Origin of the sequence: Actinomadura soli (genome assembly GCF_005889715.1) — a bacterium.
Taxonomy (GTDB): Bacteria; Actinomycetota; Actinomycetes; order Streptosporangiales; family Streptosporangiaceae; genus Spirillospora; species Spirillospora soli.
This window is the reverse complement of the sequence record NZ_VCKW01000138.1, coordinates 1-22,982: the sequence shown is the minus strand read 5'-3', so window position 1 is coordinate 22,982 and position 22,982 is coordinate 1. Positions and strand designations below refer to the sequence as shown.

Sequence of the window (22,982 nt, the reverse complement as noted above, 5' to 3'; positions counted from 1 at the left end):
GGGGGCAGGTCGGGGACCGGCCTCGGGGCGGTCGACAGTCACGGCACGCACACACACAGAGGGCCTCGGCATGATCCTTCGGCTGCTCAGCTTCGCCCGTCCCGCCCGGTGGCGGCTCGTCCTCGCCGTCCTGTTCGGCGTGCTCGCGCTCGGCAGCGGTGTCGGGCTCATGGCCACTTCGGCATGGCTCATCTCGCGCGCCGCGCAGCATCCGCCGGTGCTGATGCTCATGGTCGCGATCGTGGCCGTCCGCGCCTTCGGGCTGGGACGCGGCGTGTTCCGCTACCTCGAACGGCTCGTCGGCCATGACGCGACCTTCCGGATCCTCGCCGACCTGCGCGCCCGCGTGTACGAACGGCTGGAACGGCTCGCGCCGGGCGGGCTGCCCGGCTTCCGCGGCGGCGACCTGCTGAACCGGCTCGTCGCCGACGTCGACGCCGTCCAGGACCTTTTCCTGCGCGTGCTCCTGCCCTGCACGGTCGCCGCCGTCGTCGGGGGCGCGTCCGTTGGGCTGGCCTGGGCGCTGCTTCCGTCGGCTGGGGCCGTCCTCCTGTGCGCCCTCCTCCTCGCAGGCGTCGTCGCACCCTGGCTGTCGGCCGCTATGGCGCGCCGTGCCGAATACCGCACGACCGACCTGCGCGCCGACCTCACCACCCACGTCGTGGACACCCTCCAAGGCGCACCCGAACTCATCGCCTACGGCGCCGCCCCCACCCAACTCACCAAAGCAGCCCAACTAGACCGTGATTTCACCCGCGCGTCGGCTCGTTCCGCCACCACAGCTGGTGTCGGTGCAGCGATTTCCGCTCTCGCGGGCGGCCTGGCCGTCTGGGGCAGTCTCGCAGTCGGTATACCGGCCGTTCGCTCTGGGACGCTCGACGGGGTGCTTCTCGCGGTGGTCGTCCTGCTGCCCCTGGCCGCTTTCGAGGTCGTCGCCGGGCTGCCGCTGGCCGCGCAGTACCTGGAACGTGTCCGCCGTTCGGCCACGCGCATCTTCGCCGTCCTCGATACCCCCGAGCCAGTAAACGACCCGGCCACGCCCACACCCCTCCCTGCAGCCCCCTACACCCTCAGGGTCGAGAACCTCCGCGCCCGATGGACGCCCACAGGGCCCTACGTCCTCGACGACATCACCTTGGAGCTGACCCCAGGTCGCCGTTGCGCGATCGTCGGCCCCAGTGGCTCAGGCAAGACCACCCTTACGGCCGTCCTCCTCCGCTTCCTGGACCCCACCAACGGCCGGACAGCCCTCAACGGAACAGACCTAGGCTCCCTCAAAGGGGACGACGTCCGCCGCATCATCGGCCTATGCGCCCAGGACGCGCACCTGTTCGACTCGACCATCGGCGAGAACGTCCGCCTGGCACGACCCACCGCGACCGACGACGAGATCCGCGAATCCCTCCGCCGCGCCCGCCTCCTCGACTGGATCGACGCGCTCCCCCAGGGCCTCGACACGCGCGTCGGGGAGCACGGCGCGCGGGTGTCCGGCGGTCAGCGCCAGCGCATCGCCCTGGCCCGCGCCCTCCTGGCCGACTTCCCGATCCTGCTCCTGGACGAGCCCGCCGAGCACCTCGACCTCGCGACCGCCGACGATCTCACCGCCGACCTGCTCACCGCCACCGAAGGCCGCACGACCCTGCTCGTCACCCACCGCCTCACCGGCCTGGACGCCGTCGACGAGATCATCGTCCTCGACGGCGGCCGCGTCGCAGACCGCGGGACGCACGCCGACCTGGTGTCGCGCCCCGGGCTCTACCGGTCACTGTGGCAGCGGGAGCGCGCCGCCGAGCCGGCTCCAATTCAAGTGAGTAAATTATTCCGAAGCAGGTAAACCCGCGCCGGATTCCATTCGTCCGCCTAAATTATCCGAGATTGCCGAGAACAATTCCCCATCGGTCGGCATCACACCGAAGTACAGGATCCAATCGATCGGAACGGGGGATTCCACAGATGAAGATCTTGCTACGCGTGGTGCTCTTCCTCGCGGTGACGCTGCTGGCGATCGGCGCCAGCATCGGCGCGATGAGAACGGCCAACGCGGACGGCCCGAAGACCGATCCCGCGGTCGTCAAGGCCATCGAGTCGCAGCCGTGGGTCGAGCTCGGCCCCGGCGACAGCGACTACCGCATCGCGTCCGCCCGCTGCTACCTGGTGCAGTTCACGTTCTACGGCGACTGCACCCCGACGTCCGCCGGCGAGGGCTGGCCGGCGAACCTCGGAGCGGCAGTGCAGAAGTACCAGAAGTCGCACAACCTGCCCCAGACCGGCAAGCTCGACGTCGAGACCTGGGGCGCGCTCCGTGACGACGGCGGCGAGGTCGGTGCGGGCAGCTGCCGAAAGGCCCAGGTCAAGGGCATCCAGTACGCGATGAGGGTCCTGCAGGACCGGTCGCTCGTCGTGGACGGCTCCTACGGCCCGGCCACCACCGCGGCCGTCAAGGCCTTCCAGCAGCGCAAGGAGATCCACGCCGACGGAATCTTCGGTGAGATCACCTTCCGCGCCGCCTTCGCGCAGGGTGCCGAGTCTCAGCGCACCCCCGGCCGCTAAGGGCCCAACGGCGGCCGCCTCGCGAACGGCGAGGCGGTCGCCATCCCACATCCGACCACGCGCTAACGACCCGCCTAGAATTCCTTTTCCGGCAGAACCTTTCACTCGAGACCGCAACCGGCCATCCCGCGCCCAAGTCACCTGATCGAACTCGGCAACCCCAGAGATCACCTCAGCAACGCGCTTTCCTGCCACCCACCGATCATCGGCTCGACGCTTGTCACCAAATGCCAATGGAGACGGCCACGAGGGTCATGCCTCCCGACCAATGGGCCTACGCCCGTACCATCGCCCCGACGTAACCTCCCTGAACCACACAGTGGAGGAATCATGCGAAGGTCTACCGCGAACCTGATCACCGGCATCATCATTCTCCTGGCGGCTTGCCTCACCCCTGGTAGCGCGTCCGCGCGTCAGGCAACCTGGACGGTCGCCCCAGGCGGCGCGTTCACCGGCGAGGGTCTCCTCCATATGGGCAATGTTGATTGCTCCTTGCGCTTCGACGGCACTTTCTTCGACAGTTCTGGACAGGGCCAGATCCAAAACGTGACGGTGCGCGGCTGCTCCGGCCTGGGGAATCTGGGCTGGCCCTCGTTCAAAGTCCCGATCCCCATGACGGCCACCAGATACCTGACCTCCATCGACACCGTTGCCGCACCGCTCTCCGGCTTCATCATCAGCTTCCAGGGCCCGTGCAAGATCACACTCGCCGGACCGGGCGGCAGGACGGACCCGGCGACAATGGAGGCCCTGCACCAGAACCAGAAAGCCGAAATGTGGTGGAGCAGCGGCTTTCCCGGCGGCCTGACCGTCTGGGATCCCGCCGACTGCTACGACCCCGAAAGCGTGCCCATCAGGGGCAAGTTCACCATCACCCCAGCCCAAACAATCCGCCCCAGCGAATAGCACCCCAAGCCGCCGCGACCAGGGAAACCGCCCTCATCCGGCCCGCCCTGGCTTACCAACCCATGGATCTCCGACCCATGGATCTCCGGCTCAGCCGTCCGCCGCCTCTCCGACCATCAGCCTGAACTCACAACGTCCGCGATGGCCGCCCGGCCTTGACTAGTCAGAACGGTGACCAGCGGCAGGGGACGATTTCCTCGCGGCTGCCGCGAGCGTTTCGGCGTGCGCTCGCAGAATGCGATGGTGCACAGGACAATCGTCGAGGTGGTCGTGCTCGCAGTCGAGGGCGTGCCGCAACGCTTTCCGCGCCCGCTGAATCTGCTCGACGCGCTGATCGAGCTCCAGCAATTTCGCCGACGCGGCCGCTCGCCAGTCCGGGGCCGTCCGCCCGCTCGGACCGACGAGCACCGCGATCTCCGACAGCGTGAAGCCGGCCTGTTTCAGCAGGTCGATGAGCGCGACCTGTTCGACGGCGTCCTCGTCGTAGACGCGTTTGCCGCCCGCGCGCCTGGTGACGCGGAGCAATCCTTTGCGCTCATAGAAACGCAGGGCGGACGACGCCAGCCCGGTCCGGGCCCGCAGTTCGGCTATCGACAGCTCACTCATTGACTTGAACCATAGTTCAACCTGGATGCTTGCCGACGTGAGAATTCGTACCATGCAACCCCGTGGCAGCGGCGGAAGGACATCGCGATGACAACGTCGGGTAGAACGCGCATCGCCGTGGTGACCGGAGCGGGCCGGGGGATCGGGCTGGCGATCGTCCGCGCACTCGCCAAGGACGGTTTCACCGTCGTAGCCGGCACCCGCACGGCCACCGATGACCTGCAAGCCGCGACACCGCACACATTCACCGTCGACCTGGCAACCCCCGACGGACCCGACCGCCTGGTACGTCACACCCTCGAACAGCATGGCGGCATCGACCTGCTCGTCAACAACGTCGCGGGCACGTCAACTCCCAGCGGCGGATTCCTCGAACTCGGCGACGACGCCTGGCAGCACACGCTCAACCTGACACTCATGACGGCCGTGCGCACAACCCGCACGGCGCTGCCAAATCTCCTGGAGCGTCGCGGCGCTGTCGTCAACATAAGTTCCGTCAATGCCCGGCTGCCGCAACCACGCCTGATCGCCCAGTCAGCGGCCAAAGCCGCACTTTCCAACCTCGGCAAAGCGCTCGCGGAAGAGTTCGGCCCCCAAGGACTACGCGTGAACACCATCTCCCCGGGCCCAGTCTGGACGGACATATGGACGTCCCCAGGCGGCCCCGGCGACCTGCTAGCCCAACGCGCAGGCATCGCCAGAGAGAACATCACCGACCAACTCCCGGCGCGCATCGGCCTCTCAACCGCCCGCTTCACCGATCCCCAAGAGATAGCGGCTCTCGTCGTCTTCCTCGCCTCCGGCCACGTCCCCAACATGAGCGGCTCAGACCTGGTAATCGACGGCGGCCTGCTCAAAACCGTCTAACGGCTACCCAGAAGATGCACGCGGCACGGGGGCGGGTGAACGCGCCCTCAGCCAGCCTCCACACCTCAAGTCAGGTAGTCGGCCCGCCCCTCCTCGTCGAGCTCAAATGACCCCTTGGGAATGATGCAGAACTCGTTTCCGTCGGGATCGGCCATGACGAGGAAACCTCCGGGGTCGTACTCGGTCAGCCGGCGTCCGCCCAGCGCCTCCACCCTGGCCTGCTCGGCAGCCGGATCGTCCGACTCCAGATCCAGATGAAGCCGGTTCTTCCCGGCCTTCGAGCCATCCGTGCGCTGGAAACCCACGCCGAACCCGTTCCTGCGTTCAAGCCACACATACGGTCCGCCACGCGCGGCCACCGGCAGGTCAAGCAGCTCACTCCAGAAGGCCGCCAGCCGATCCGGATCGGCGGAGTCGATGATCACGGAGTTGATATCCATGCCCTCCAACTTGCCCGCAAGAGACCCAACAACCCAACAAGGCGCCCGCAGATCAGCGTTCCGGGGGAGCACCCACACCCTTCGAGCGTCCGGCTTCCGACCTGGGCTGGTTTGTGAACGCTGAGCGCCTCTGGCTACCGTCCTGCACGTGAATGCCTTGATCGCGGCGAAGTGGTTCACCTTTGCGGGCCTCTGCCTCGTCACCGGCTGCCTGGCGTGGCTCCGCATGCTCAACCTGCTGACGGGCCGCTACGCACGAGGCGTTCCGCGCTGGCTGGCGGCACTAGCGGTGATCCCGTTGACGCTGCCGGGCATGGCCGGCCTCTGGTTCGGCGTCGGCACCCTCGCGGACTGAGCGTCCAGGCGAACAGCTCGTTGTGACATCGGTCAGACTGGCCGCTGGTATTCACGACCGAGTCACCGGCTCCCCACACCATGCCCGCGCCCACTGGCGTCCAAAGAAAGGAGCCCAGGTCGGAAGCTTGGTTCTGACCTGGGCTTTCTGGTGGGTGGAGCCTAGGGGATTCGAACCCCTGACACCTGGCTTGCAAAGCCAGTGCTCTACCAACTGAGCTAAGGCCCCCTTGGGCGGGGACAAGCCTACCTGTGGTCGGCGGTCACCGTGTCATCGACGGGGGCGGGGAGGATGAGGTCGGTGAGGGCGGCGACGCTGGGGAGGATGTGGGTGGCGCCGGCGGTGAGGAGGTGGTCGCGGTCGTGGGCGCCGGTGAGGACGCCCGCGACGATGGACGCGCCGGAGCGGCGCCCGGTGAGCATGTCGTTCGCGGTGTCGCCGCAGACGGCGATCTGGCGGACGTCGTCCGCGCCGAGGCGGAGGGCGGCGGTGAGGACGAGGTCGGGCCACGGGCGGCCGCGCGGGACGTCCGCCGGGCAGAGGGTCAGGTCGACGCGGTCCCACCAGCCGAGGGCGTCGATGATGCGGGCCTGCGTGCTGCGGCCGAAGCCGGTGAGGAGGCAGACGCGGATCCCGGCGGCGCGGATGCGGAGGAGGGCGTCATCGGCGCCGGGGACGGGTGTGAGGCCGCGGCGGTCGACGAGGTCGTCGTAGGAGCGCTCGAACGCCAGGTTCGCCGCCTGGGCACGGTCCTCGTCGAAGAGGGAGCGGAAGATGGCGATCTTCGAGCCGCCGCGCGATTCGTGGAATCGTGCCAGGGCACGGCCGTACGCCGCCGTGCCGGAGACGATCCCCAGGGTGGCGATCGCCTCGGCGAAGGCGGTGCGGACGTTGTCGCCGTCCGAGACAGTGGTCCCGGCGAGATCGAGGCAGGCGACGGTGATCGGGGCTGCTTCGTTCACGCCGGGGACCTTATCGCCTGCGTCGGTGAACACCCCTCATCCCCGCCCGCGCCGGTCAAGGCTCCGCGGCCGGGCGGGATGAGAAATGCTCAGTTGTCGGACGACGTGGCCTCGGTCCACAGGTCCAGCTCGGCACGGTCCTGCTGGAGCCGGCGCCAGACAGCGAAGCCACCGAGTGCGACGACGGCCAGGATAAGCAGCTTCTTCACGGTGGGGACCCCTTCACCTCGACTATTCAGTCAAACCCCGGGGGACCTCTCAACTGCGACTGCTTCCCCCAGGCTCTCCGCAGCCTAGCAACCGTTCCCGGGCGATCCGCACCCCCTCACCGGTATCGGACCAGGCGTCCAAATTCTGGTGCGGATGCCCTCACCCCCGCGCCATCTCGCCGGGCCGTCCGGCCGCCGCATAATCCGGGGTGACGACCTTCGGGAGAGCCGATGGCAGAGGACGACTTCCGCCGCTGGGAACGCGAGTTCGATCCGGGCGCGCCGGACGAGGAGCCGTCCGCGGCCCGCGGGCTGGTGCTGGCCGCCGGGGTGACGGCGATGGGATGCGCCGCCATGATCGCGTTGGGTGAGGTGGTCATCGGTACGGCCGGGCTGGTGCTGTCGTCGGTCATCCTGCTGCTGTGGCGGATCGGGATGTGAGCCCGCGGGCCCGGGCCGTTCGCGCTCGGTGCGGTCAGCTGCCACAGGTGAAAAGTGTTCACCTATGCGGCATCATCGCGGGATGGAGCTGCGCGGAGCGAACGTCCTGCTGACCGGTGCGAGCGGCGGGATCGGCCAGGCGCTCGCGGTGGCGCTGGCGGGGCGCGGCGCGCGGGTCGTCCTGACGGGCCGGCGGGTGGACGTCCTGGAACCCCTGGCCGAACGGCTCGGCGGCGGCGCCCGGGCCATCGCCGCCGACCTGGCGCACCGCGCGGCGACCGATCGGCTCCTGGACGAGGCCGAGCGGCTGCTGGACGAGTCGGGCCAGGTGGACGAGTCGGGCCAGGTGGACGAGTCGGGCCAGGTGGACGAGTCGGGTGAGGTGGACGAGTCGGGCCAGGTGGACGTGCTGGTCGCGAACGCGGCGCTGCCGGCGTCCGGGCTGCTGGCCGACTACTCGATCACCGAGATCGACCGGGCGCTGGACGTGAACCTGCGGGCGCCGATCGTCATGGCGAAGCTCGCGAGCGCGCGGATGGCCGATCGTGGCCGCGGGCATCTGGTTTTCGTCTCGTCGCTGTCGGGGAAAGCGGCGTCCGGGAACGCGTCCCTCTATAACGCGACAAAGTTCGGGATGCGAGGGTTCGCTCTCGCGCTGCGCGAGGACCTGCGGCCGCACGGCGTCGGCGTGTCGACGATCTTCCCTGGGTTCATCCGGGACGCGGGCATGTTCGCCGAAGCCGATGTCACGCTGCCGCGCGGCGTCGGCACCCGGTCTCCAGAGGACGTGGCGCGGGCGACCCTCAGGGCCATCGAGCGGAACGTCGCCGAGATCGACGTGGCGCCGCTCGGACTGCGGCTCGGCGCCAGGATCGGCGGGCTCGCGCCCGTGTTGTCGGCGGCGGTGCAGCGGCGTGCGGGGCGGCGCGCGGGTGACCCGGGGCCTGGCGGACGGACAGCGCGGGAAGCGGTAGCGACAAATCCAGATCTTCAGGTGATAATCCGGAAAGTCCCCCTTGATCAGCGGGATGTGCCGGGCGCAGCGTCCCCCCGGGCGGCCCCCCGCCTGCCGCGTGCGCCGCCGCGAGGAGGTCTGCGCATGTGGACGGGTAGGACGACGGCGATCGGGGCGGCGGCCGTGACCGTCCTGGCCCTGTCCGCGGCTCCCGCACGAGCGGCGGACCTCGCGGATCTTGCGGACCCTGCGGACGCGAAGGTCGTTCCGGTTCAGGTCACCGGAGACCCCGCCAAGCGCTTCAACCTGGTGATCCTCGGGGACGGGTACACGCCGGCGGACATGCCCAGGTTCCGCGCCCACTTCGCCGAGCACCTCAACGACCTGTGGACGATCGAGCCGTTCAAGTCGTACCGCAGCTACATCAACGTGTACGCGGTCGAGATCCCGTCCGGCGAGTCGGGGGTGAGCTGCGATCCGTCGCTGTCGTCCCCGCGCCGCACCACTCCGCTGAGCATGGCGTTCTGGAGCGGCTGCCGGTCGGACGGCGTCCAGCGGCTTCTCGTCATGAACTCTGCGGCGGCCAAGACGTACGCCGACCTCGTCCCAGGGACCACTACAGCGAACCGGCAGATTCTCGCACTCGCCAACAGCGACACCTACGGCGGTGCTGGCGGCGCCTACGCGACGGCTTCTGGCGGTAACGCGATGTCCGCTCTCATCGCACCGCACGAACTCGGCCACTCGCTGGGTGGGCTGGACGACGAGTACGACTACTACCAGCGGGGTGTTCCTGGCGGGACGTACAGCGGTCCTGAGCCCGACTCCATCCACCACACGCTGATGACCGAGCAGGAGATGACGGCGCAGAAGAAGAAGTGGTGGCGGTGGCTCGGTGAGCGAAGCGAGTCCGGAGGAACCATAGGACGGTACGAGGGCGGCATCTATTTCAGTAAGGGCGTGTGGAGGCCGAGCCAGCACTCGATGATGAAAACGCTGGGCTACTACTTCGACCAGGTGTCGCGCGAACGGATGACCCAGCAGATCTCAGCCAAGGTCAACCTCATCCAGGCCCACACGCCAACGACCGCGCCCGTTGGGGACGACCGTGTTCTGTGGGTCGAGACGATGCATCCGAGCGGTCACCCGTTGTCCGTCACCTGGACGGTCGACGGGAAGACCGCAGGGACGGGCGGGCCGGAGGGTGCAGCGGAGGGCGGATCGGGGGGCGCCAACCTCGATCTGTCGCGGCTGCACCTGAGGAAGGGCGTACACACCGTCCAGGCCAGGGTCACCGACCCCACTGGCTTCGTCCGGGACCCGGTTGTACGGTCGTCGGCCGCGCTCACCCAGGTGCGCACATGGACGGTCGACACCAGCGTGACGACCCCGCCGGAGGACGTACCGATCGACTTCAGCTCGTCCACGCCGATCGACAAGCCTGTGGGCAGCGACTCGGTCGTGTACGCGGAGACGACGCATCCGGTGCGCAGCATTCCGACCGTCCGCTGGGAATTGGACGGGCGACGCGTACGCGGCGGCGACCGGGACATCGATCTCGCACGGTTCCGCTTGTCCAAGGGCACGCATCAGCTGGTCGCCCGCGTCGGTTCCAAGAGCCGGACATGGACGATCGACGCGCAGGGCCCGACGGTGAAGTACGAGCTGTCGAAGGCGACGCAGAGCCGGATCCGTCCAGGCCACACGCCCGAGTACGTCTTCGACGGCCCGTTCACCATGCGCCTCACCGGCACGGACGACCGCCCAGGCATCGTGGTCTCCGAGTTCCGCGTCGACGGCGACGGCTGGTTCAACTACTTCGGCTGGCCGACCGACTCGTCCGCCCCTTGGCTGTTCACCGAGAACGGCACCGTCATCGACAACCTCACTTACGGCAAGCTCGGCAAGGGCCGCCACACCGTCGAATACCGCGCCATCGACCCAGCCGGCAACTACGGCAAGCCGGGCAAGTTCATCGTCACCCTCCGCTGACCCATTTCAGCAGGCAGGCGGACATGCCGAAGGACGGACGCGCCCGCCAAGCACCAACACGCTCACCTCTCCCGGTGAGCAAGTCGGTGCGCCCGGCTGCGAACGGCCGGGCGCGTCCTGGACTAGCTCATTGGGCGTGACCGTTCCGCTAGGTCAACAGGCCGAGTTCTCCTTGGGCTCGACAGCGGCGTCGGGCTCGGCAGCGGCGCTGGGCTCGACGGCGGCGCTGGGCTCGACGGCGGCGCTGGGCTCGACGGCGGCGCTGGGCTCGACGGCGGCGCTGGGCTCGACGGCGGCGCTGGGCTCAGCAGCGGTGTTGGACTCAGCAGCGGTCTTGGGCTCGACGGTGGCGTCCTGGGTCGGCGCGGCCGAGGTGGGCGCCGGGCTGCTGCGATGGGCGGTCGCGAGGACGGAGCCGCCGAGGATCAGCGCGAACGAGGCGATGATCGTCCCGGTGAGGGGCTCGCCGAGGAGCACGACCCCGGCGACGACCGCGACGGCCGGGTTCACATAGGTGAACACCATGCCCCTGGACGTGCCGACCTCCCGGATCAGCTCGAAGAACACGATGAACGCCAGCGCCGTGCACACCAGTCCGAGCCCGATGAGCGCGGCGAGGACGCGTCCGCTCGGCATCGACTCCGGCCAGGTGGCGGCCGCCGGGCCGGTGTAGACGAGCGCGGCGATGGCCAGCGAGAACGCGGCCAACTGCAGGCTGGGCAGGTCCCGCATCCGCCTGATGGCGATCATCGGGGCGATGGAGTAGCCGAGCGCGACCAGCATGACCTCGCCGATCGCCCATGCGCTGCCGCCGCCCAGATGCGGCCCGGCGAGGACGACGACACCGGCCAGCCCGACCAGCAGCCCCGCCCACCGCACCGGGCCGAGCCGCTCCCCGTCCCCGGTGAGCCTGGCCAGCACCACCCCGACGATCGGGACAGCGGCGATCAGCAGCCCCGTCATCGAGCTGGTCAGCCGGTTCTCCGCGTCCGACAGCAGGGCCCACGGCCCGAGGATCTCCACCGCCGTGAACACCAGCAGCGGACGCCAATGCCGACGGACCACCCCGAACTGGCCCGCCCGGAGCGCGAGCGGCAGCAGGACGACGGCGCCGAGCGCGGTCCGGGTGAACACGATCATCGGTACCGAGACGTCCTCGACCGCCACCTTGATCATCAGATACGGGATGCCCCAGAGCACGCCCATCAGCGCGAACAGCACCCAGCCACGGCGACTCAACACGACCTCCGTTCCTGTCCGTCCAATGCGGGCAACACGGCCGAACGGACTGGTTCAGAATGCGGGACGGCGCGCCGCGCTGTCTTGAACGCTGTTGCGGTACGCGCCGGGGGTGACGCCCACCACGCGCCGGAACCATCGCGTAAGGTGCGCCTGGTCAGCGAACCCGACCAGCGTCGCCGCCTCCGCCGGCCGGTGTCCCGCGTCCAGCAGGGCGCGAGCTCGGGTGACCCGGTGCTGGGCGAGCCACGCGTAGGGCGGCATGCCCATGGCGTCACGGAAGGCGCGCAGCAGCTGGTACCGCGAGAGCTCCAGGTCACCTGCGACTTCGGTGAGCGTCGGCGGGGCGAGCATCTCGTCCGACAGGCGTGCCGCGACGACGCGAGCGATCCGGCCGGCGTCGGCGCCGCGCCGTCGCGGTGCCTCCTCCGGGCCCGGACCAGCATGCCGCCGGACGAGCGCGCTCAGCACCCCGAGCAGACGGGACTCGCCCTCCAGTGGATCCTGGCCCAGACGCAGCGCGCGATGCGCCAGCCGCAATGCCTCGCCGAGCTGCGGATCGACGATGATCGGCTCCCGGAAGTGCGGCCACGCGGGCTCCTCGTCCGAGTTCATCGCGGCGCCCAGCAACTCGGCGCCCGGATACACACACAGATAGGCGAAGCCTTCCGGACAGGCCGGGCCGCCCGTGTGCGCCTCCCCCGGCTCGACCACGACGAGGCTCCCAGCACCCGAGCAGACCTTCTCGCCCCGGTAGCGCATCGTCTCCAGACCGTCGACGGTCACCCCGATGGCGTACTCGTCGTGGATATGCGGCGCGTAGTGCCGACGTCCGATCCGGGCCGTCAGCAGGTCGAGCGGCGATCCTTGAATGCCGTCGACCCGCGTCCACAACGTCCGATCCCGAAACCGGGCGCCCTCGTCACCCCCAGACTCGACCTGCCCCGCAGGCCCATCAGACCAAGGAACAACACCACGCGCGGACTGTGCCTCGGCACCCGCTCCCAGCCCAGCATCAACGGACCCTTCCGGACGAGAGTCGCCCCGCCCGCCAGACCGCGACTCGGCAACCTGCTCAGAGCGAGAAGCACTTCGCCCACTGCCCTGTGCCTTCGCCAATTGCCGCGAGCCCGCGTCAGCCGCCCGCTCCACCCCAGGCACAACCGACCGCCCAGACCGGGAAACCGCACCGCGCGCGGCGCCCATCCCGGTACCCGACTCAGTTCGAGCCCTGACAGACCCATCAAGCCACGGGACGGCGCGCCCCATGGACTGCGGCTCAGCGAGCTGCCCGGCCTCAGATTCGACCGGCAGCTCAGAGCGAAAACCTGGACGCCGTACAGCGCCTGCTTCCGCAGACGGCTTAGGCCCTGGCTCAGCATCCTCGTCAGGTCGAGCGGCGGGTTGCCGTTCGATGCGAGGGGTCATGGAGCCCGCAGGCAGCGGCGGCTCGGTGAGCGGTTCAGGACCAACCTCGGCAGTCCGCTTGGGGAAGGGGGCAATGGACTGCTGAGCCCCAGAGCCGGTAAGCCGTTTTTCCTGAGGCTTGCTTTGCCGGACGAGCCGAGACGGGGCGGAGCGCTCAGGCAGAGAAGACGTGGCGAAGTCGCCACCGGTCGGCGTCACGACCGAGCTCCGCGACGACCACTCCGTCGGCGCCCGTGACGCGGACCCGGTAGACACGGGCTTCCTGGGCCGTTCCGTACGTCTTCAGCACCTCGTCCACGGCGTACCGCGTCCCCCGCCATTCGTACGCGGTGAGCCGTCCCGCCAGGTCGTGCTCGGCGCGGACCGGCTCGTTCAGCAACTTCCCCATGCGGCGAGCGTAGCACGCGTTCGAACTGGTGTTCGCAGGTCGGACCGGTGTTCCCGTACCTCGCCGCCCCGGTTTCGGGCCATCGTAGGCATGCGCGTCCCCGCTCCGCCGGGCGTGGCGCGGCGCTTGACTTCATGCGGACATTAAGCCGGGGCGCGCGGACCATGTACAGACCAACGAAGGACACCGCCTCTCTCATCCCGCTGTTAACGAGACGTTCACGCGATCCGAGCCGTACCCCGGGAAAAGACCAGACGAGAAGCGAGGGGGAGCCATGATCAACGGGGCACACGTCATCATCTACAGCCGCGACGCCGAGGCGGACCGCGCATTCATCCGGGACGTCCTAGGTTTTCCGGACGTCGACGCGGGCCACGGCTGGCTGATCTTCAAGCTGCCGCCGGCGGAACTCGCGGCCCATCCCACCGAGGGCGAGCCGCGGCACGAGTTCTACCTCATGTGCGACGACATCCAGACCACGCTCGAAGGACTGGGCGCCCGCGGCGTCCAGGTCGACGTGCCCGTGACCGAGCAGAGCTGGGGGCTGCTCGCCTCGATCAAGCTGCCGAGCGGTGGAGAACTGCCGATCTACGAGCCCCGGCATCCGCAGGCGAAGGACCTCTAGGCATCGTTATCCACAGGTTGGGGACAGCATCCGCACACACCTCCCTTGTCGTGCAGACAGGCGCTCCGGGAGGTCTCGTCCACAGGCAGATCCCCAGAACAGCCAGGCTTTCCACGGCCTCAGCGGCTCATCCTGCGCCGCTCCTTCAGCATCCATCCCGGACGCGGCGTCATGCACAGAATCCACAACCTGTGGATAACTCCCGTGCACATCCTGGGTACGGCCGGCAGGTGCCGTGTCCACCATTCTTCCCCAGCTCGTCCCCAACTCGTGGGACCACTTATCCACGTCGTGGATAAGCCTCTGACCAGTGAAGAGGCCCTGTCCGGCGCGTCTTCGCCCACACCGCCTTCACACGCTGTGGACAAACGGTCTCCCCAACCCCGTATCTCCGGTGGACAGCGTTGCCCACCAACCATCCCCAAGCACGTCCCCAACCACCAACGACCCGGTGCGTTGAGGACAACCAACCGCGGGGCCGGTGCCGCCGAACCGCCCAGCCCCGGCAACCCAAGCCACCTCCCGACACCCAGGCACACCACGACCAGCGAGGCAACGGCAAACCCCGCGCTCGAACAGCTCAGGGGATCAGGCCGTGGGACGTCCGAGGGCCGTAGCCAGGGACCGCCCGCCGAACTGCCTGCCAGAGCCGGTGCTGTGGTGGCCCTTCACGACCCATACGTGCGGGCACCGCCGTCCAAGAGCGGCGACGTCAGTACCTGGCCGCGTTCAGCCGACATCAGATCGTCTCCACCCGACATAAAGTGATCGATGACCTTGGCGGTGGCGGGGAAGTGGCTCACCAGCGTGCGGATAGCCGCTGTCGTTCGGACGTACGCCGTCCCTGGACGTGGTCCATCTAACGTCTCCTGATCAGCAGAATTGGGCCGGAACCAGAGCCCCCTCGCCGGGACCGGCTGCTGTATGTGTAAGGCCCAGGCAGTCGTCCACTCACCAGGCCGCGTGCAGGCGCGGCCGAGCCGCGCTTGGGCTGCCGAGAGAGGATGATGGCGTAGGCGTATTCTCTCTCACCAGTGTGAACATCGCTCTCAGCGAAGAACCCCCGCAGTTATCCACAAGTTGTGGATGATGCGCCGGTTCTCGGCCCGTTCCACATCATGGAGTCGCCGCCGTGCGCTCGCCGACGGCATCGTTCTAATGAGCGGGCGTCGCTTTCGCCAAGCACTACCCCCTCCGCAAGGTGGGCGGCTGAACGATTCTCAACCTGTGGATGTCTGCCGAAGAAACCAGGCGAGTTCAACGCCCGCATCGTCGGCCGCACAGAAACTGATCCACGAATTCCACGCGAGTCACCCGAGCGCCCCGACACACCCCCACCCCCTGCGAAGCAGGTTATCCACAATCTGTGGAGAGAGCGCATGCATGACCCGCAACCTGCGCAGACTGTCCGAGCTGCACCACTCACCGTCCACAGCCCGGCCCAATCGAGATCCATACTGTACTGATCACGAACGCCAGAACTGAGTCAGCGTCGACGTGTGCGCGCGACCCTGTTGGGATCCTCGGGGCACAGTGCTTTTGGAGATCTGATCTCATGGTGGAGGTGCCGCTTGGACGCTGCGGCCGTGCTGACCTTCTGCTGAGTACTGATCATGTTTCATCGACACCGGCTACTCCCCGGTGAGCCCGTCTATCGACTCTCTGATCAGGTCGGCGTGGCCGTTGTGCCGTGCGTACTCCTCGATCAGATGGAGCAAGATCCACCGAAGGCTGGGCGTTTTGCCATCGGGCCAGCTACGCCGAGCCAGTCTGTCGAGTCCCCCGTCAGCCAATGCCTCGGTGACCAGCGAGCGAGAGCGGGAAATGCTCTCCTCCCAGAGTGCGTGGAGCCGCTCCGGAGAGTCCTCGGCAGCCGAGTGCCAGATCCAATCGGGGTCAGAGTCCCAGTCGCCCGCTTTCCACACCGCTTGCAGATCCCGGCCGTGCAGCCACCGAGAACACCACCAATCCTCGATGAAGGCCAAGTGTTTGAGCATCCCGCCCAACGTCAGCGATGACGCGGCGACCGTCGCTCGAAGACCGACGGCGTCCAGATCTGAACATTTCCATGCCAGGGTCGCGCGCTGGTAGTCCAGGAAGCCCAGCACGGTACTGGCCTCATCCGCCGCGAAGGGAGGTTCCGGCCGGCCCTGCTCGTCGACGTCCGCCATGGCCGAGCAGCCTAGCCCCAAGGCAATCCTCTGGAATCGACATGCGTCGGCTCTCCCACGGTCCTTCCGGCCCGTGGTCAATGCCCGGCCCGCCGCCGAACCACCGCTCGCCGGGTCCGAGGCCCGCGCTCTTCACGTTGTCGAGCTGGCCGGGCCCACCCGCGACCTGCGCCCTGGGGGCTCAACGCGCCGGGTGTCCGGGGGCGCGATCTCCCGGTGCGGGGCGGAGCATCCTCGGTCGCCTCATCCCGCACCCCCCGGGCACGAGGCCGAGACCGGACAGCTGTGAACCCTGTCAACCCCTCCGGCGTCCCACGAGCGGGCCCCCTGCCTCTGTGGACCCCTCATAGGACAGGCAGCCCATGCGTATCCGCCCCCTTATCGCCGCCCCTGCCGTCATCCTCGCCCTGGCCGGGTGCGGCGGAAACGGCGAACCAACCGCCGCCGGTGCGCCGACGCGCACAAGGTGCCTGCGAAACGTAGGCGGACGAACCGGCCCGCCCTCTGAAGTGGACGAGGCCATGCCGCGTGCGCGGAACCTACCTGCAGCGGTAGCCGCGGACCGGCGGCGCCTCCGGCCGGTTCGGGACGCGCTAGACGCCGTGTGCGTCGGGCAGCGCGCCGCCGATCGTGATCCCTTTACTGACGTCGAGGGCCTCGTCGTTGACGGCGGCCTGGACGGTCGCTAGGACGGGCATCGGGGCCGCGATGACGGTCTTTCCGTAGCGCTGACCCGCAGCAGGGTTTACTCCTCCCTGGCTGCGAGCCGTGCGGCCAGTTCCTCGGCTACCTGTTCGCCGATGTCCTGCGGGATGGCGGCCGCGATCTTCTCCGGCGTCAGGCCGGCCAGCACGAGCCGCGCGACCTCGGCCTCGTCCACGTCCGCGGACTGCTGGGCGAGCAGCGCCACGATGCCGTTATGGGCCTTCTCCAGGCTGACCCCGACCGTGTAACCGGAGCGGTTGTACCGGGCGGTGAGCAGGGCCTTCACGGTCGCGTCCGCGACCTTTTCCACGTCCTCCTTGGTCAGGGGCACGTCTTCCTCCTCGTAGAACGGGCGGCCGTAGCCGTAGATCCGGCTGGAGTTGCGCGGCACCTCTTTGCGGTACACGCCGTCGCCGTTGAAATAGCGGCCGTCCAGGGACCCGGACGTATTACCGCCGATCGTGGTGATGCGCGAGACGGTCACCTTGACGACCAGCTCGACGTGGGTCGACCCGGACGGCCCGTAGAACACCCAGTCGCCCACGTGCGGGGTGGAGCTCCACCGGCCGCGCTTCTTGAACCAGGCCACGGCGGTCGCGCACCCGGCAGTGCGCGGGTAGTCCTTGTTCGCCACGCCGCCCGCCCGGTCGGCCGCCCATCCCAGGAACGACGCACACCACGGGTAGCCGTAGCCGCCCGCGCCGTATCCGTCGATGCGGCCGAGCCACCGGTTGAACTTCGTGTCGTTGGTGCCGCGCTCGCGATAGCCGACCTCACCGGCCGCTGCACGGCTTACGGCGCCGATGCTGTACGCCATGGCCCCTCCTATCTGGCGATGATCGCGACGATGCCGACCACGATCGTGATCACACAGATCACGGCCGTGACGATGATGGCCGCGATGGTGATCTTCCGGTCGGGGCGCTCTGATCCCCGCCCCGTTGCTCGGCGATCTCCTCGCGAAGCTTGGCATCCCGCTTCTCGCCTTCCTCGCGGAGTTTGGCGTCCCGTTGCTGAAGCTCCACCTGCGTGACCGTTGTACGATCAATGCCGTCGACCCATTCATCAAGGTGACGTACTCACAGCTACGTCTTTTGCGGTAGGTCTGCCGCTCGAACGACGGAGCGAGGGCGACCACCGCAAACGTGGCCGCCACGCCGGGTGTCCGTCGATACCGTCTCCAACGTCCTGAACCATCCGGGACGTGTCGCCGAGACGAACCGGACAGCCGTCGAGAAGGCAGTCGCCGAGCTGGGGTTCACGCCTGGGAGGCCTGGTGCGCGGCGGCCACCGGCGCCCGTCAGGGGTCGCGCGACATGGGCGTTCAGTCCGGGCCCGTCTCGGGGGCCCACCCAAGGGGTCACGATGTGCCGGTGCGGGGCCAAGGCGTGCGGGGTCGCACGGATGCATCATGGACGCCGATCGCGCTGGGACTGGCACCGCCCGGCCTCAAGCCCTCAAGCACTCCCACAAGGCCCTCATGGTCGAACTGCGGACGCCGGAGATGTTGAGCCACGAGCGCCTCGGCCACGAGTTGGGCGACATCGGCGGCGTGTACAGCCACGTCACGCCCGCAATGTGGTTCGAGTTGTGCGGGCAGCTCACAGCCCTGTGGAAAAGTGCTGTGGACGCCCGGCCTCGCCATGTCCCCGCGCTCGCCGGTGTCCGTCCTGGACGAGATCCTGCGGGCCCGCGGCGACAACGAAAAAGGGAGACGATTCGTTGATCGTCTCCCCAGACTCTCCCAGCTCATCGTCGCTTGAGGGCGGCTGAACACGTGGATTGATCTTGGGCTTGAGGGGTGGGCCTAGGAGGACTTGAACCTCCGGCCTCATCCTTATCAGGGATGCGCTCTAACCGACTGAGCTATAGGCCCGGGTTGTACCGCTGTTCTGGCGGCGCAACGTGAGGTTACCCCATCTGGCGGGGCAACCGGAAATCGATTACTCGGCCTCCTTGAGGGTCACTTCGACCCCGCCGACGAGGTCTGCGGCGAGGTTGTAGATGACAGAGCCGACCGTGGACAGAGCGGTGATGAGCAGGACGTTCAGGGCGCCCACGAGGACCGTGTAGCCGAAGACGCGGAAGAAGGAGAACCAGCTGCCGGCGTCGACGCTCCCGGTGGTCTCGCCCTGCTCCTTGGTGAGGCTGTTGATCGTGTCGCTGATGGCGTCGAACACGCCCAGGCCGGACAGGATCGCGTAGAGAACGATCACGGCGACGAGGAGGATGACGAAGCAGACCAGCGACATGACGAAGCTGAACTTCATCACCGACCACGGTTCGAGCCGGGCGAGCTGCAGCTGGGCCTTGCGCGCCGGCTTGCCGCCGCCGGCGCCAGCCTTGGCCGGGCGTTTCACGGGCGCCTGGGATGTGGACGGACGGTCCTTGAGCACGGTGCCCGCGAAGCTCGGACGCTTCGAGCGCCCGGAGCCGGACGGACTGGACGCGGGCGTGCCGGACGGCCCCGGACCCGGGCTGGGACTCGCGGTGGACGAGTTACCCGACGGCGGCGCGTTGAGCGGCTGGTTCGGCTTCTCGGTACGTCCTGTGGATACCGAACCGGACGGCTCGGCGGGCCTGGCCCAGGCCGCCGCACCCGAGGCCGAACCTGACGCTGGCCCAGAGCCCGAGGCCGAGCCAGAGGCCGAGCCGAACGGCGTGCCAGAGGCCGAGCCCGAGTTCGAGGCGGCGGGACGGCCGGAGGTCGGGCCTCCGGCAGCCGGGCCCGGCTGCGAGGACGCGGCAGGGCCGGAGGCTGAGCTCGAAGGCCGGGCAGGCGACGGGCGAGACGCCGATCCCGAGGGGCCGGAGGGGCGCCCCGAAGCCGGAGCGGACGCCGGGGCGCTGGGCCGCGGGATGGGGTCGATGGCGGTCGGGGAATCGGCGGGCTTGTCGTCTTTGGGAGGTTCGGTGGTGTCCTGGACGGGGGCGATCTCCGGCGAGTCGGACTTGCCCGCCGACTCGTCCACCTGGGCAAGGTCGGTCCTGGTCTCGTCCGTGTGGGAGTCGATCTCGACGGTCGTCTCGTCCCGGCCGGGCTTGGCGGACGCGGCGGACACCAGCTTGCCCCCCGCACCGGACTTGCCAGACTTGCCCGACTTAGCGTCGGACGTGCCTGACCCACCCGGCTCACCTGCCGCCGCCGACCGGCCCGGCCTGCCCGACGCGCCCGGCCTGCCCGGCCTACGCGACGCCTCCCGCTTGGTCGGCTCGTCCGACGCGTCAGACTTGGCCGGCGTATCCGATGCATCCGGTTCGGCCGGTGAGTCCGGTGAGTCCGGCTTGGCCGACTTGCCCGTCCGGCCCGGCTTGGCTTCGGACTCGCCGGCGGGGTTCGCGCCGGGCTCGGCCCCGGGTTTCTCGCCGGAGCCGCCCGGCGCAGCCGCGCCGGGCCCGTCCTTGCTCTTGCCGGGCTCAGTGCTCACGTGTCCTCCTGGCCTAGCGGTTCGGTGACGGAAGCGGCAGATGGACAGGACGTGATGAAGTCCCGCACATCACTCACCCTCGTCGCCTCCCTCGGCGTCGTCCGAGTCCTCCATGGACTCTACGTTCCTCGCGATGGCCACCACGCTGTCCCCGTCCGCGAGGTTCATCAGGCGGACGCCCATGGTCTGCCTGCCGGACTGCTTGATCTCCGCGGCCGTGGTCCGGATGACTCCGCCGTTGGACGTCATCGCGAACACTCCGTCTTCAAGACCCACCATCAGGGCCCCTACCAACATCCCGCGAGATTGCACGATCTTAGCGGTGAGGACGCCCTTACCCCCACGACCTTGCAGCGGGTACTGGTCGACGGGCGTCCGCTTGGCGTAGCCGCCCTCGGTCGCGACGAGGACGTCCTGGGACGTGTCCTTCACGACCAGCATGTTAAGAACTTCCTGGTCCTCGTCGAAACGCATGCCGATGACGCCGGACGTGGCACGTCCCATCGGGCGCAGCGAATCGTCGTCGGCGCGGAAGCGGATCGCCTGGGCGCCGGTGGACACCATCAGCAGGTCGTCGTCGGCCGAGACGAGCCGCGCGGCGATGACCTCGTCGTCCTCGACCAGGTTGATCGCGATGATGCCGCCGGTGCGGGGCGAGTCGAAGTCGCTCAGCGCGGTCTTCTTGACGCGGCCCTTCTTCGTCCCGAGGACGAGGTACGGCGCGACCTCGTAGTCACGCAGGTCCATGACCTGGGCGATGTGCTCGTCCGGCTGGAACGCCAGCAGGTTCGCGACGTGCTGGCCGCGCGAGTCGCGTCCAGAATCGGGCAGTTCGTACGCCTTCGCCCGGTACACGCGCCCCTTGTTGGTGAAGAACAGGATCCAGTGGTGCGTCGTGGTGACGAAGAACTGGTCGACGATGTCGTCCTGCTTGAGCTGCGCGCCGCGGACGCCCTTGCCGCCGCGCCGCTGCGCCCGGTACAGGTCGGTCCGGGTGCGCTTGGCGTAGCCGCCGCGGGTGATCGTGACGACGACGTCCTCTTCGGCGATGAGGTCCTCGTACGACACGTCCCCGTCGAACGGGATGATCTGCGTGCGCCGCTCGTCGCCGAACTTCTCGACGATGGGGGCCAGCTCGTCGCCGACGATCCGGCGCTGCCGCTCCGGCGAGGCCAGGATGTCGTTGTAGTCGGTGATCTCCGCCATCAGCTTGTCGTACTCGTCGGTGATCTGCTGGCGTTCCAGGGCGGCGAGCTTGCGCAGCTGCATGTCGAGGATCGCCTGCGCCTGGATCTCGTCGATCTCCAGCAGGCTCATCAGGCCCTGCTGCGCCTGCTGCGCGGACGGCGACCGGCGGATCAGCGCGATGACCTCGTCGATCCGGTCGAGGGCCTTCAGCAGGGCGCGCAGGATGTGCGCGCGCTCCTCGGCCTTGCGGAGCAGGAACCGGGTGCGGCGGACGATCACTTCGATCTGGTGCGCGACCCAGTACCGGACGAACTGGTCGATCCGGAGGGTGCGCGGCACACCGTCGACCAGCGCGAGCATGTTCGCGCCGAACGTCTCCTGCAACTGGGTGTGCTTGTACAGGTTGTTCAGGACGACCTTAGCGACGGCGTCCCGCTTCAGGACGATCACGAGGCGCTGCCCCGTCCGGCCGGACGTCTCGTCGCGGACGTCGGCGATGCCGTCGAGCTTGCCCTCCTTCACCCCGTCCGCAATCTTGAGGGCGAGGTTGTCCGGGTTGACCTGGTACGGCAGCTCGGTGACGACGAGGCAGGTGCGGCCCTGGATCTCCTCGACCTCGACGACGGCCCGCATAGTGATGGAGCCGCGGCCGGTGCGGTACGCGTCCTCGATGCCCTTGCGGCCGACGATCAGCCCGGCGGTCGGGAAGTCGGGGCCCTTGACCCGCTCGATCAGCGCCTCGAGGAGGTCCTCGTCGGACGTGCCGAAATTGTCGAGGTACCACCTGACGCCGTCGGCGACCTCCCGCAGATTGTGCGGCGGGATGTTCGTCGCCATCCCCACCGCGATGCCCGCGGACCCGTTGACCAGCAGGTTCGGGTACCGGGACGGGAGGACGTCCGGCTCCTGCGACCGGCCGTCGTAGTTGGGGGAGAAGTCGACGGTCTCCTTGTCGATGTCGCGCAGCAGCTCCATCGCCAGGGGCGCCATGCGGCATTCGGTGTACCGCATGGCCGCGGCCGGGTCGTTGCCGCGCGAGCCGAAGTTGCCGTTCCCGTCGACCAGCGGGTACCGCATCGACCACGGCTGCGCGAGCCTGACCAGCGCGTCGTAGATGGCGGAGTCGCCGTGCGGGTGATAGTTCCCCATGACGTCGCCGACGACGCGGGCACACTTGAAGTAGCCACGGTCGGGCCGGTAGCCGCCGTCGTACATCGCGTACAGGACGCGGCGGTGCACGGGTTTGAGGCCGTCGCGGACCTCAGGCAGCGCACGCGCGACGATGACCGACATCGCATAGTCGAGATAGCTCTTCTGCATCTCGACCTGGATGTCGACCGGTTCGATCCGCTCGCCCGGGTGTCCACTCTCTGTGGTCACGTCCGTCACTCTCAAGACCTCTTCTGCTCGTAGGGATGCAAGTACGGTCGCCTGCCGGAATCAGGCCGCGGACATCTCACCCGTCCGCCGGCCCCTCCTCGCGGGGCCCCAGTGCAGCTCCGTAGGCCCGCCCCCGGCCTGCACCAC

Annotated in this window: 20 protein-coding genes and 2 tRNA genes; 9 read left to right on the top strand and 13 right to left on the bottom strand. The window is 68.5% G+C overall.

The annotated features are described in order from the left end of the window. Positions 1 to 70 precede the first annotated feature (70 nt). The 3 genes from cydC (at position 71) to ETD83_RS24745 (ending at position 3,456) form a co-directional block, all read left to right on the top strand. Positions 71 to 1,834 carry a thiol reductant ABC exporter subunit CydC gene (gene cydC, locus ETD83_RS24755; RefSeq protein ID WP_138647604.1) on the top strand — a complete coding sequence of 588 codons (1,764 nt, stop codon included), beginning with the start codon at positions 71 to 73 and terminating at the stop codon, positions 1,832 to 1,834. A gap of 119 nt (positions 1,835 to 1,953) precedes the next feature. Further along, entirely contained in the window at positions 1,954 to 2,550 is a 597-nt protein-coding gene (locus tag ETD83_RS24750) for a peptidoglycan-binding domain-containing protein (RefSeq protein WP_138647603.1), read from the top strand. Positions 2,551 to 2,880: 330 nt separating this feature from the next. Then, the gene (locus tag ETD83_RS24745) at positions 2,881 to 3,456 is read left to right on the top strand and encodes a hypothetical protein (protein WP_138647602.1); all 576 of its coding nucleotides are present in this window, start codon (positions 2,881 to 2,883) and stop codon (positions 3,454 to 3,456) included. A gap of 159 nt (positions 3,457 to 3,615) precedes the next feature. Here ETD83_RS24745 and ETD83_RS24740 read toward each other — a convergent pair whose 3' ends face one another. Beyond that, positions 3,616 to 4,062 (bottom strand): MerR family transcriptional regulator, encoded by a 447-nt coding sequence (locus ETD83_RS24740; RefSeq protein WP_171064414.1) that lies wholly within the window; start codon positions 4,060 to 4,062, stop codon positions 3,616 to 3,618. An 87-nt stretch (positions 4,063 to 4,149) separates the two neighbouring features. On the opposite strand from ETD83_RS24740, the gene ETD83_RS24735 reads away from it, so the two are divergent. Beyond that, entirely contained in the window at positions 4,150 to 4,929 is a 780-nt protein-coding gene (locus ETD83_RS24735) for an SDR family NAD(P)-dependent oxidoreductase (protein WP_171064413.1), read from the top strand. A 65-nt stretch (positions 4,930 to 4,994) separates the two neighbouring features. Here the strand turns inward: ETD83_RS24735 and ETD83_RS24730 are convergent, their stop codons facing one another. Then, entirely contained in the window at positions 4,995 to 5,369 is a 375-nt protein-coding gene (locus ETD83_RS24730) for a VOC family protein (protein ID WP_138647599.1), read from the bottom strand. A gap of 148 nt (positions 5,370 to 5,517) precedes the next feature. Here ETD83_RS24730 and ETD83_RS24725 point away from each other — a divergent pair, with 148 nt between their 5' ends. Then, complete coding sequence (locus tag ETD83_RS24725; RefSeq protein WP_138647598.1) at positions 5,518 to 5,724, top strand: hypothetical protein; 207 nt, start codon at positions 5,518 to 5,520, stop codon at positions 5,722 to 5,724. A 155-nt stretch (positions 5,725 to 5,879) separates the two neighbouring features. Here ETD83_RS24725 and ETD83_RS24720 read toward each other — a convergent pair. The 3 genes from ETD83_RS24720 to ETD83_RS44770 all read right to left on the bottom strand — a co-directional run bounded on the left by ETD83_RS24720 (position 5,880) and on the right by ETD83_RS44770 (position 6,895). After that, positions 5,880 to 5,952: transfer RNA gene (locus tag ETD83_RS24720), tRNA-Ala, on the bottom strand. Positions 5,953 to 5,969: 17 nt separating this feature from the next. Next, a complete protein-coding gene (locus ETD83_RS24715) occupies positions 5,970 to 6,686 on the bottom strand; it encodes an HAD family hydrolase (protein WP_205717858.1) in 717 nt (238 codons plus the stop codon). An 89-nt stretch (positions 6,687 to 6,775) separates the two neighbouring features. Beyond that, complete coding sequence (locus ETD83_RS44770; protein ID WP_211342807.1) at positions 6,776 to 6,895, bottom strand: DLW-39 family protein; 120 nt, start codon at positions 6,893 to 6,895, stop codon at positions 6,776 to 6,778. A gap of 231 nt (positions 6,896 to 7,126) precedes the next feature. On the opposite strand from ETD83_RS44770, the gene ETD83_RS24710 reads away from it, so the two are divergent. Both ETD83_RS24710 and ETD83_RS43850 read left to right on the top strand, forming a co-directional pair. Further along, entirely contained in the window at positions 7,127 to 7,336 is a 210-nt protein-coding gene (locus tag ETD83_RS24710; RefSeq protein ID WP_138647597.1) for a hypothetical protein, read from the top strand. Between the two features lie 82 nt (positions 7,337 to 7,418). Further along, positions 7,419 to 10,283 carry an SDR family NAD(P)-dependent oxidoreductase gene (locus ETD83_RS43850; RefSeq protein ID WP_205717857.1) on the top strand — a complete coding sequence of 955 codons (2,865 nt, stop codon included), beginning with the start codon at positions 7,419 to 7,421 and terminating at the stop codon, positions 10,281 to 10,283. A gap of 153 nt (positions 10,284 to 10,436) precedes the next feature. Here ETD83_RS43850 and ETD83_RS24695 read toward each other — a convergent pair whose 3' ends face one another. The 3 genes from ETD83_RS24695 to ETD83_RS24685 form a co-directional block, all read right to left on the bottom strand. Next, a complete protein-coding gene (locus tag ETD83_RS24695; protein WP_138647596.1) occupies positions 10,437 to 11,522 on the bottom strand; it encodes a DMT family transporter in 1,086 nt (361 codons plus the stop codon). Between the two features lie 54 nt (positions 11,523 to 11,576). Further along, on the bottom strand, positions 11,577 to 12,416 hold the full coding sequence (locus ETD83_RS24690) for an AraC family transcriptional regulator (protein WP_230421151.1): 840 nt from the start codon (positions 12,414 to 12,416) through the stop codon (positions 11,577 to 11,579). A gap of 688 nt (positions 12,417 to 13,104) precedes the next feature. Further along, positions 13,105 to 13,338, bottom strand: coding sequence for a hypothetical protein (locus ETD83_RS24685; RefSeq protein ID WP_138647594.1), 234 nt, complete (start codon positions 13,336 to 13,338; stop codon positions 13,105 to 13,107). Between the two features lie 274 nt (positions 13,339 to 13,612). Between ETD83_RS24685 and ETD83_RS24680 the strand changes: the two genes are divergently transcribed. Then, entirely contained in the window at positions 13,613 to 13,963 is a 351-nt protein-coding gene (locus tag ETD83_RS24680; RefSeq protein ID WP_138647593.1) for a VOC family protein, read from the top strand. A 1,631-nt stretch (positions 13,964 to 15,594) separates the two neighbouring features. Here ETD83_RS24680 and ETD83_RS24675 read toward each other — a convergent pair. Both ETD83_RS24675 and ETD83_RS24670 read right to left on the bottom strand, forming a co-directional pair. Further along, positions 15,595 to 16,134 carry a DinB family protein gene (locus ETD83_RS24675; RefSeq protein WP_138647592.1) on the bottom strand — a complete coding sequence of 180 codons (540 nt, stop codon included), beginning with the start codon at positions 16,132 to 16,134 and terminating at the stop codon, positions 15,595 to 15,597. Positions 16,135 to 16,879: 745 nt separating this feature from the next. Further along, positions 16,880 to 17,656: a CHAP domain-containing protein gene (locus ETD83_RS24670; protein WP_171064412.1), complete on the bottom strand. Its 777-nt coding sequence runs from the start codon at positions 17,654 to 17,656 to the stop codon at positions 16,880 to 16,882. A 344-nt stretch (positions 17,657 to 18,000) separates the two neighbouring features. On the opposite strand from ETD83_RS24670, the gene ETD83_RS46070 reads away from it, so the two are divergent. Beyond that, on the top strand, positions 18,001 to 18,612 hold the full coding sequence (locus ETD83_RS46070; protein WP_138647590.1) for a LacI family DNA-binding transcriptional regulator: 612 nt from the start codon (positions 18,001 to 18,003) through the stop codon (positions 18,610 to 18,612). A 29-nt stretch (positions 18,613 to 18,641) separates the two neighbouring features. Here the strand turns inward: ETD83_RS46070 and ETD83_RS24660 are convergent. The 3 genes from ETD83_RS24660 to gyrA form a co-directional block, all read right to left on the bottom strand. After that, positions 18,642 to 18,715: transfer RNA gene (locus ETD83_RS24660), tRNA-Ile, on the bottom strand. A 67-nt stretch (positions 18,716 to 18,782) separates the two neighbouring features. Next, a complete protein-coding gene (locus ETD83_RS45730) occupies positions 18,783 to 20,267 on the bottom strand; it encodes a DUF3566 domain-containing protein (protein ID WP_329602973.1) in 1,485 nt (494 codons plus the stop codon). A 69-nt stretch (positions 20,268 to 20,336) separates the two neighbouring features. Continuing rightward, positions 20,337 to 22,844: a DNA gyrase subunit A gene (gene gyrA / locus ETD83_RS24650; RefSeq protein WP_138647589.1), complete on the bottom strand. Its 2,508-nt coding sequence runs from the start codon at positions 22,842 to 22,844 to the stop codon at positions 20,337 to 20,339. Positions 22,845 to 22,982 lie beyond the last annotated feature (138 nt).

Coding starts and splice junctions, on each gene's coding strand:
- ETD83_RS24745 (WP_138647602.1), top strand. CDS start 2,881: ATGCGAAGGTCTACCGCGAACCTGATCACCGGCATCATCATTCTCCTG.
- ETD83_RS43850 (WP_205717857.1), top strand. CDS start 7,419: ATGGAGCTGCGCGGAGCGAACGTCCTGCTGACCGGTGCGAGCGGCGGG.
- ETD83_RS24740 (WP_171064414.1), bottom strand. CDS start 4,062: ATGAGTGAGCTGTCGATAGCCGAACTGCGGGCCCGGACCGGGCTGGCG.
- ETD83_RS24670 (WP_171064412.1), bottom strand. CDS start 17,656: ATGGCGTACAGCATCGGCGCCGTAAGCCGTGCAGCGGCCGGTGAGGTC.
- ETD83_RS24675 (WP_138647592.1), bottom strand. CDS start 16,134: ATGGCGGACGTCGACGAGCAGGGCCGGCCGGAACCTCCCTTCGCGGCG.
- ETD83_RS24750 (WP_138647603.1), top strand. CDS start 1,954: ATGAAGATCTTGCTACGCGTGGTGCTCTTCCTCGCGGTGACGCTGCTG.
- ETD83_RS24680 (WP_138647593.1), top strand. CDS start 13,613: ATGATCAACGGGGCACACGTCATCATCTACAGCCGCGACGCCGAGGCG.
- cydC (WP_138647604.1), top strand. CDS start 71: ATGATCCTTCGGCTGCTCAGCTTCGCCCGTCCCGCCCGGTGGCGGCTC.
- ETD83_RS24730 (WP_138647599.1), bottom strand. CDS start 5,369: ATGGATATCAACTCCGTGATCATCGACTCCGCCGATCCGGATCGGCTG.
- ETD83_RS24685 (WP_138647594.1), bottom strand. CDS start 13,338: ATGGGGAAGTTGCTGAACGAGCCGGTCCGCGCCGAGCACGACCTGGCG.
- ETD83_RS24710 (WP_138647597.1), top strand. CDS start 7,127: ATGGCAGAGGACGACTTCCGCCGCTGGGAACGCGAGTTCGATCCGGGC.
- ETD83_RS24735 (WP_171064413.1), top strand. CDS start 4,150: ATGACAACGTCGGGTAGAACGCGCATCGCCGTGGTGACCGGAGCGGGC.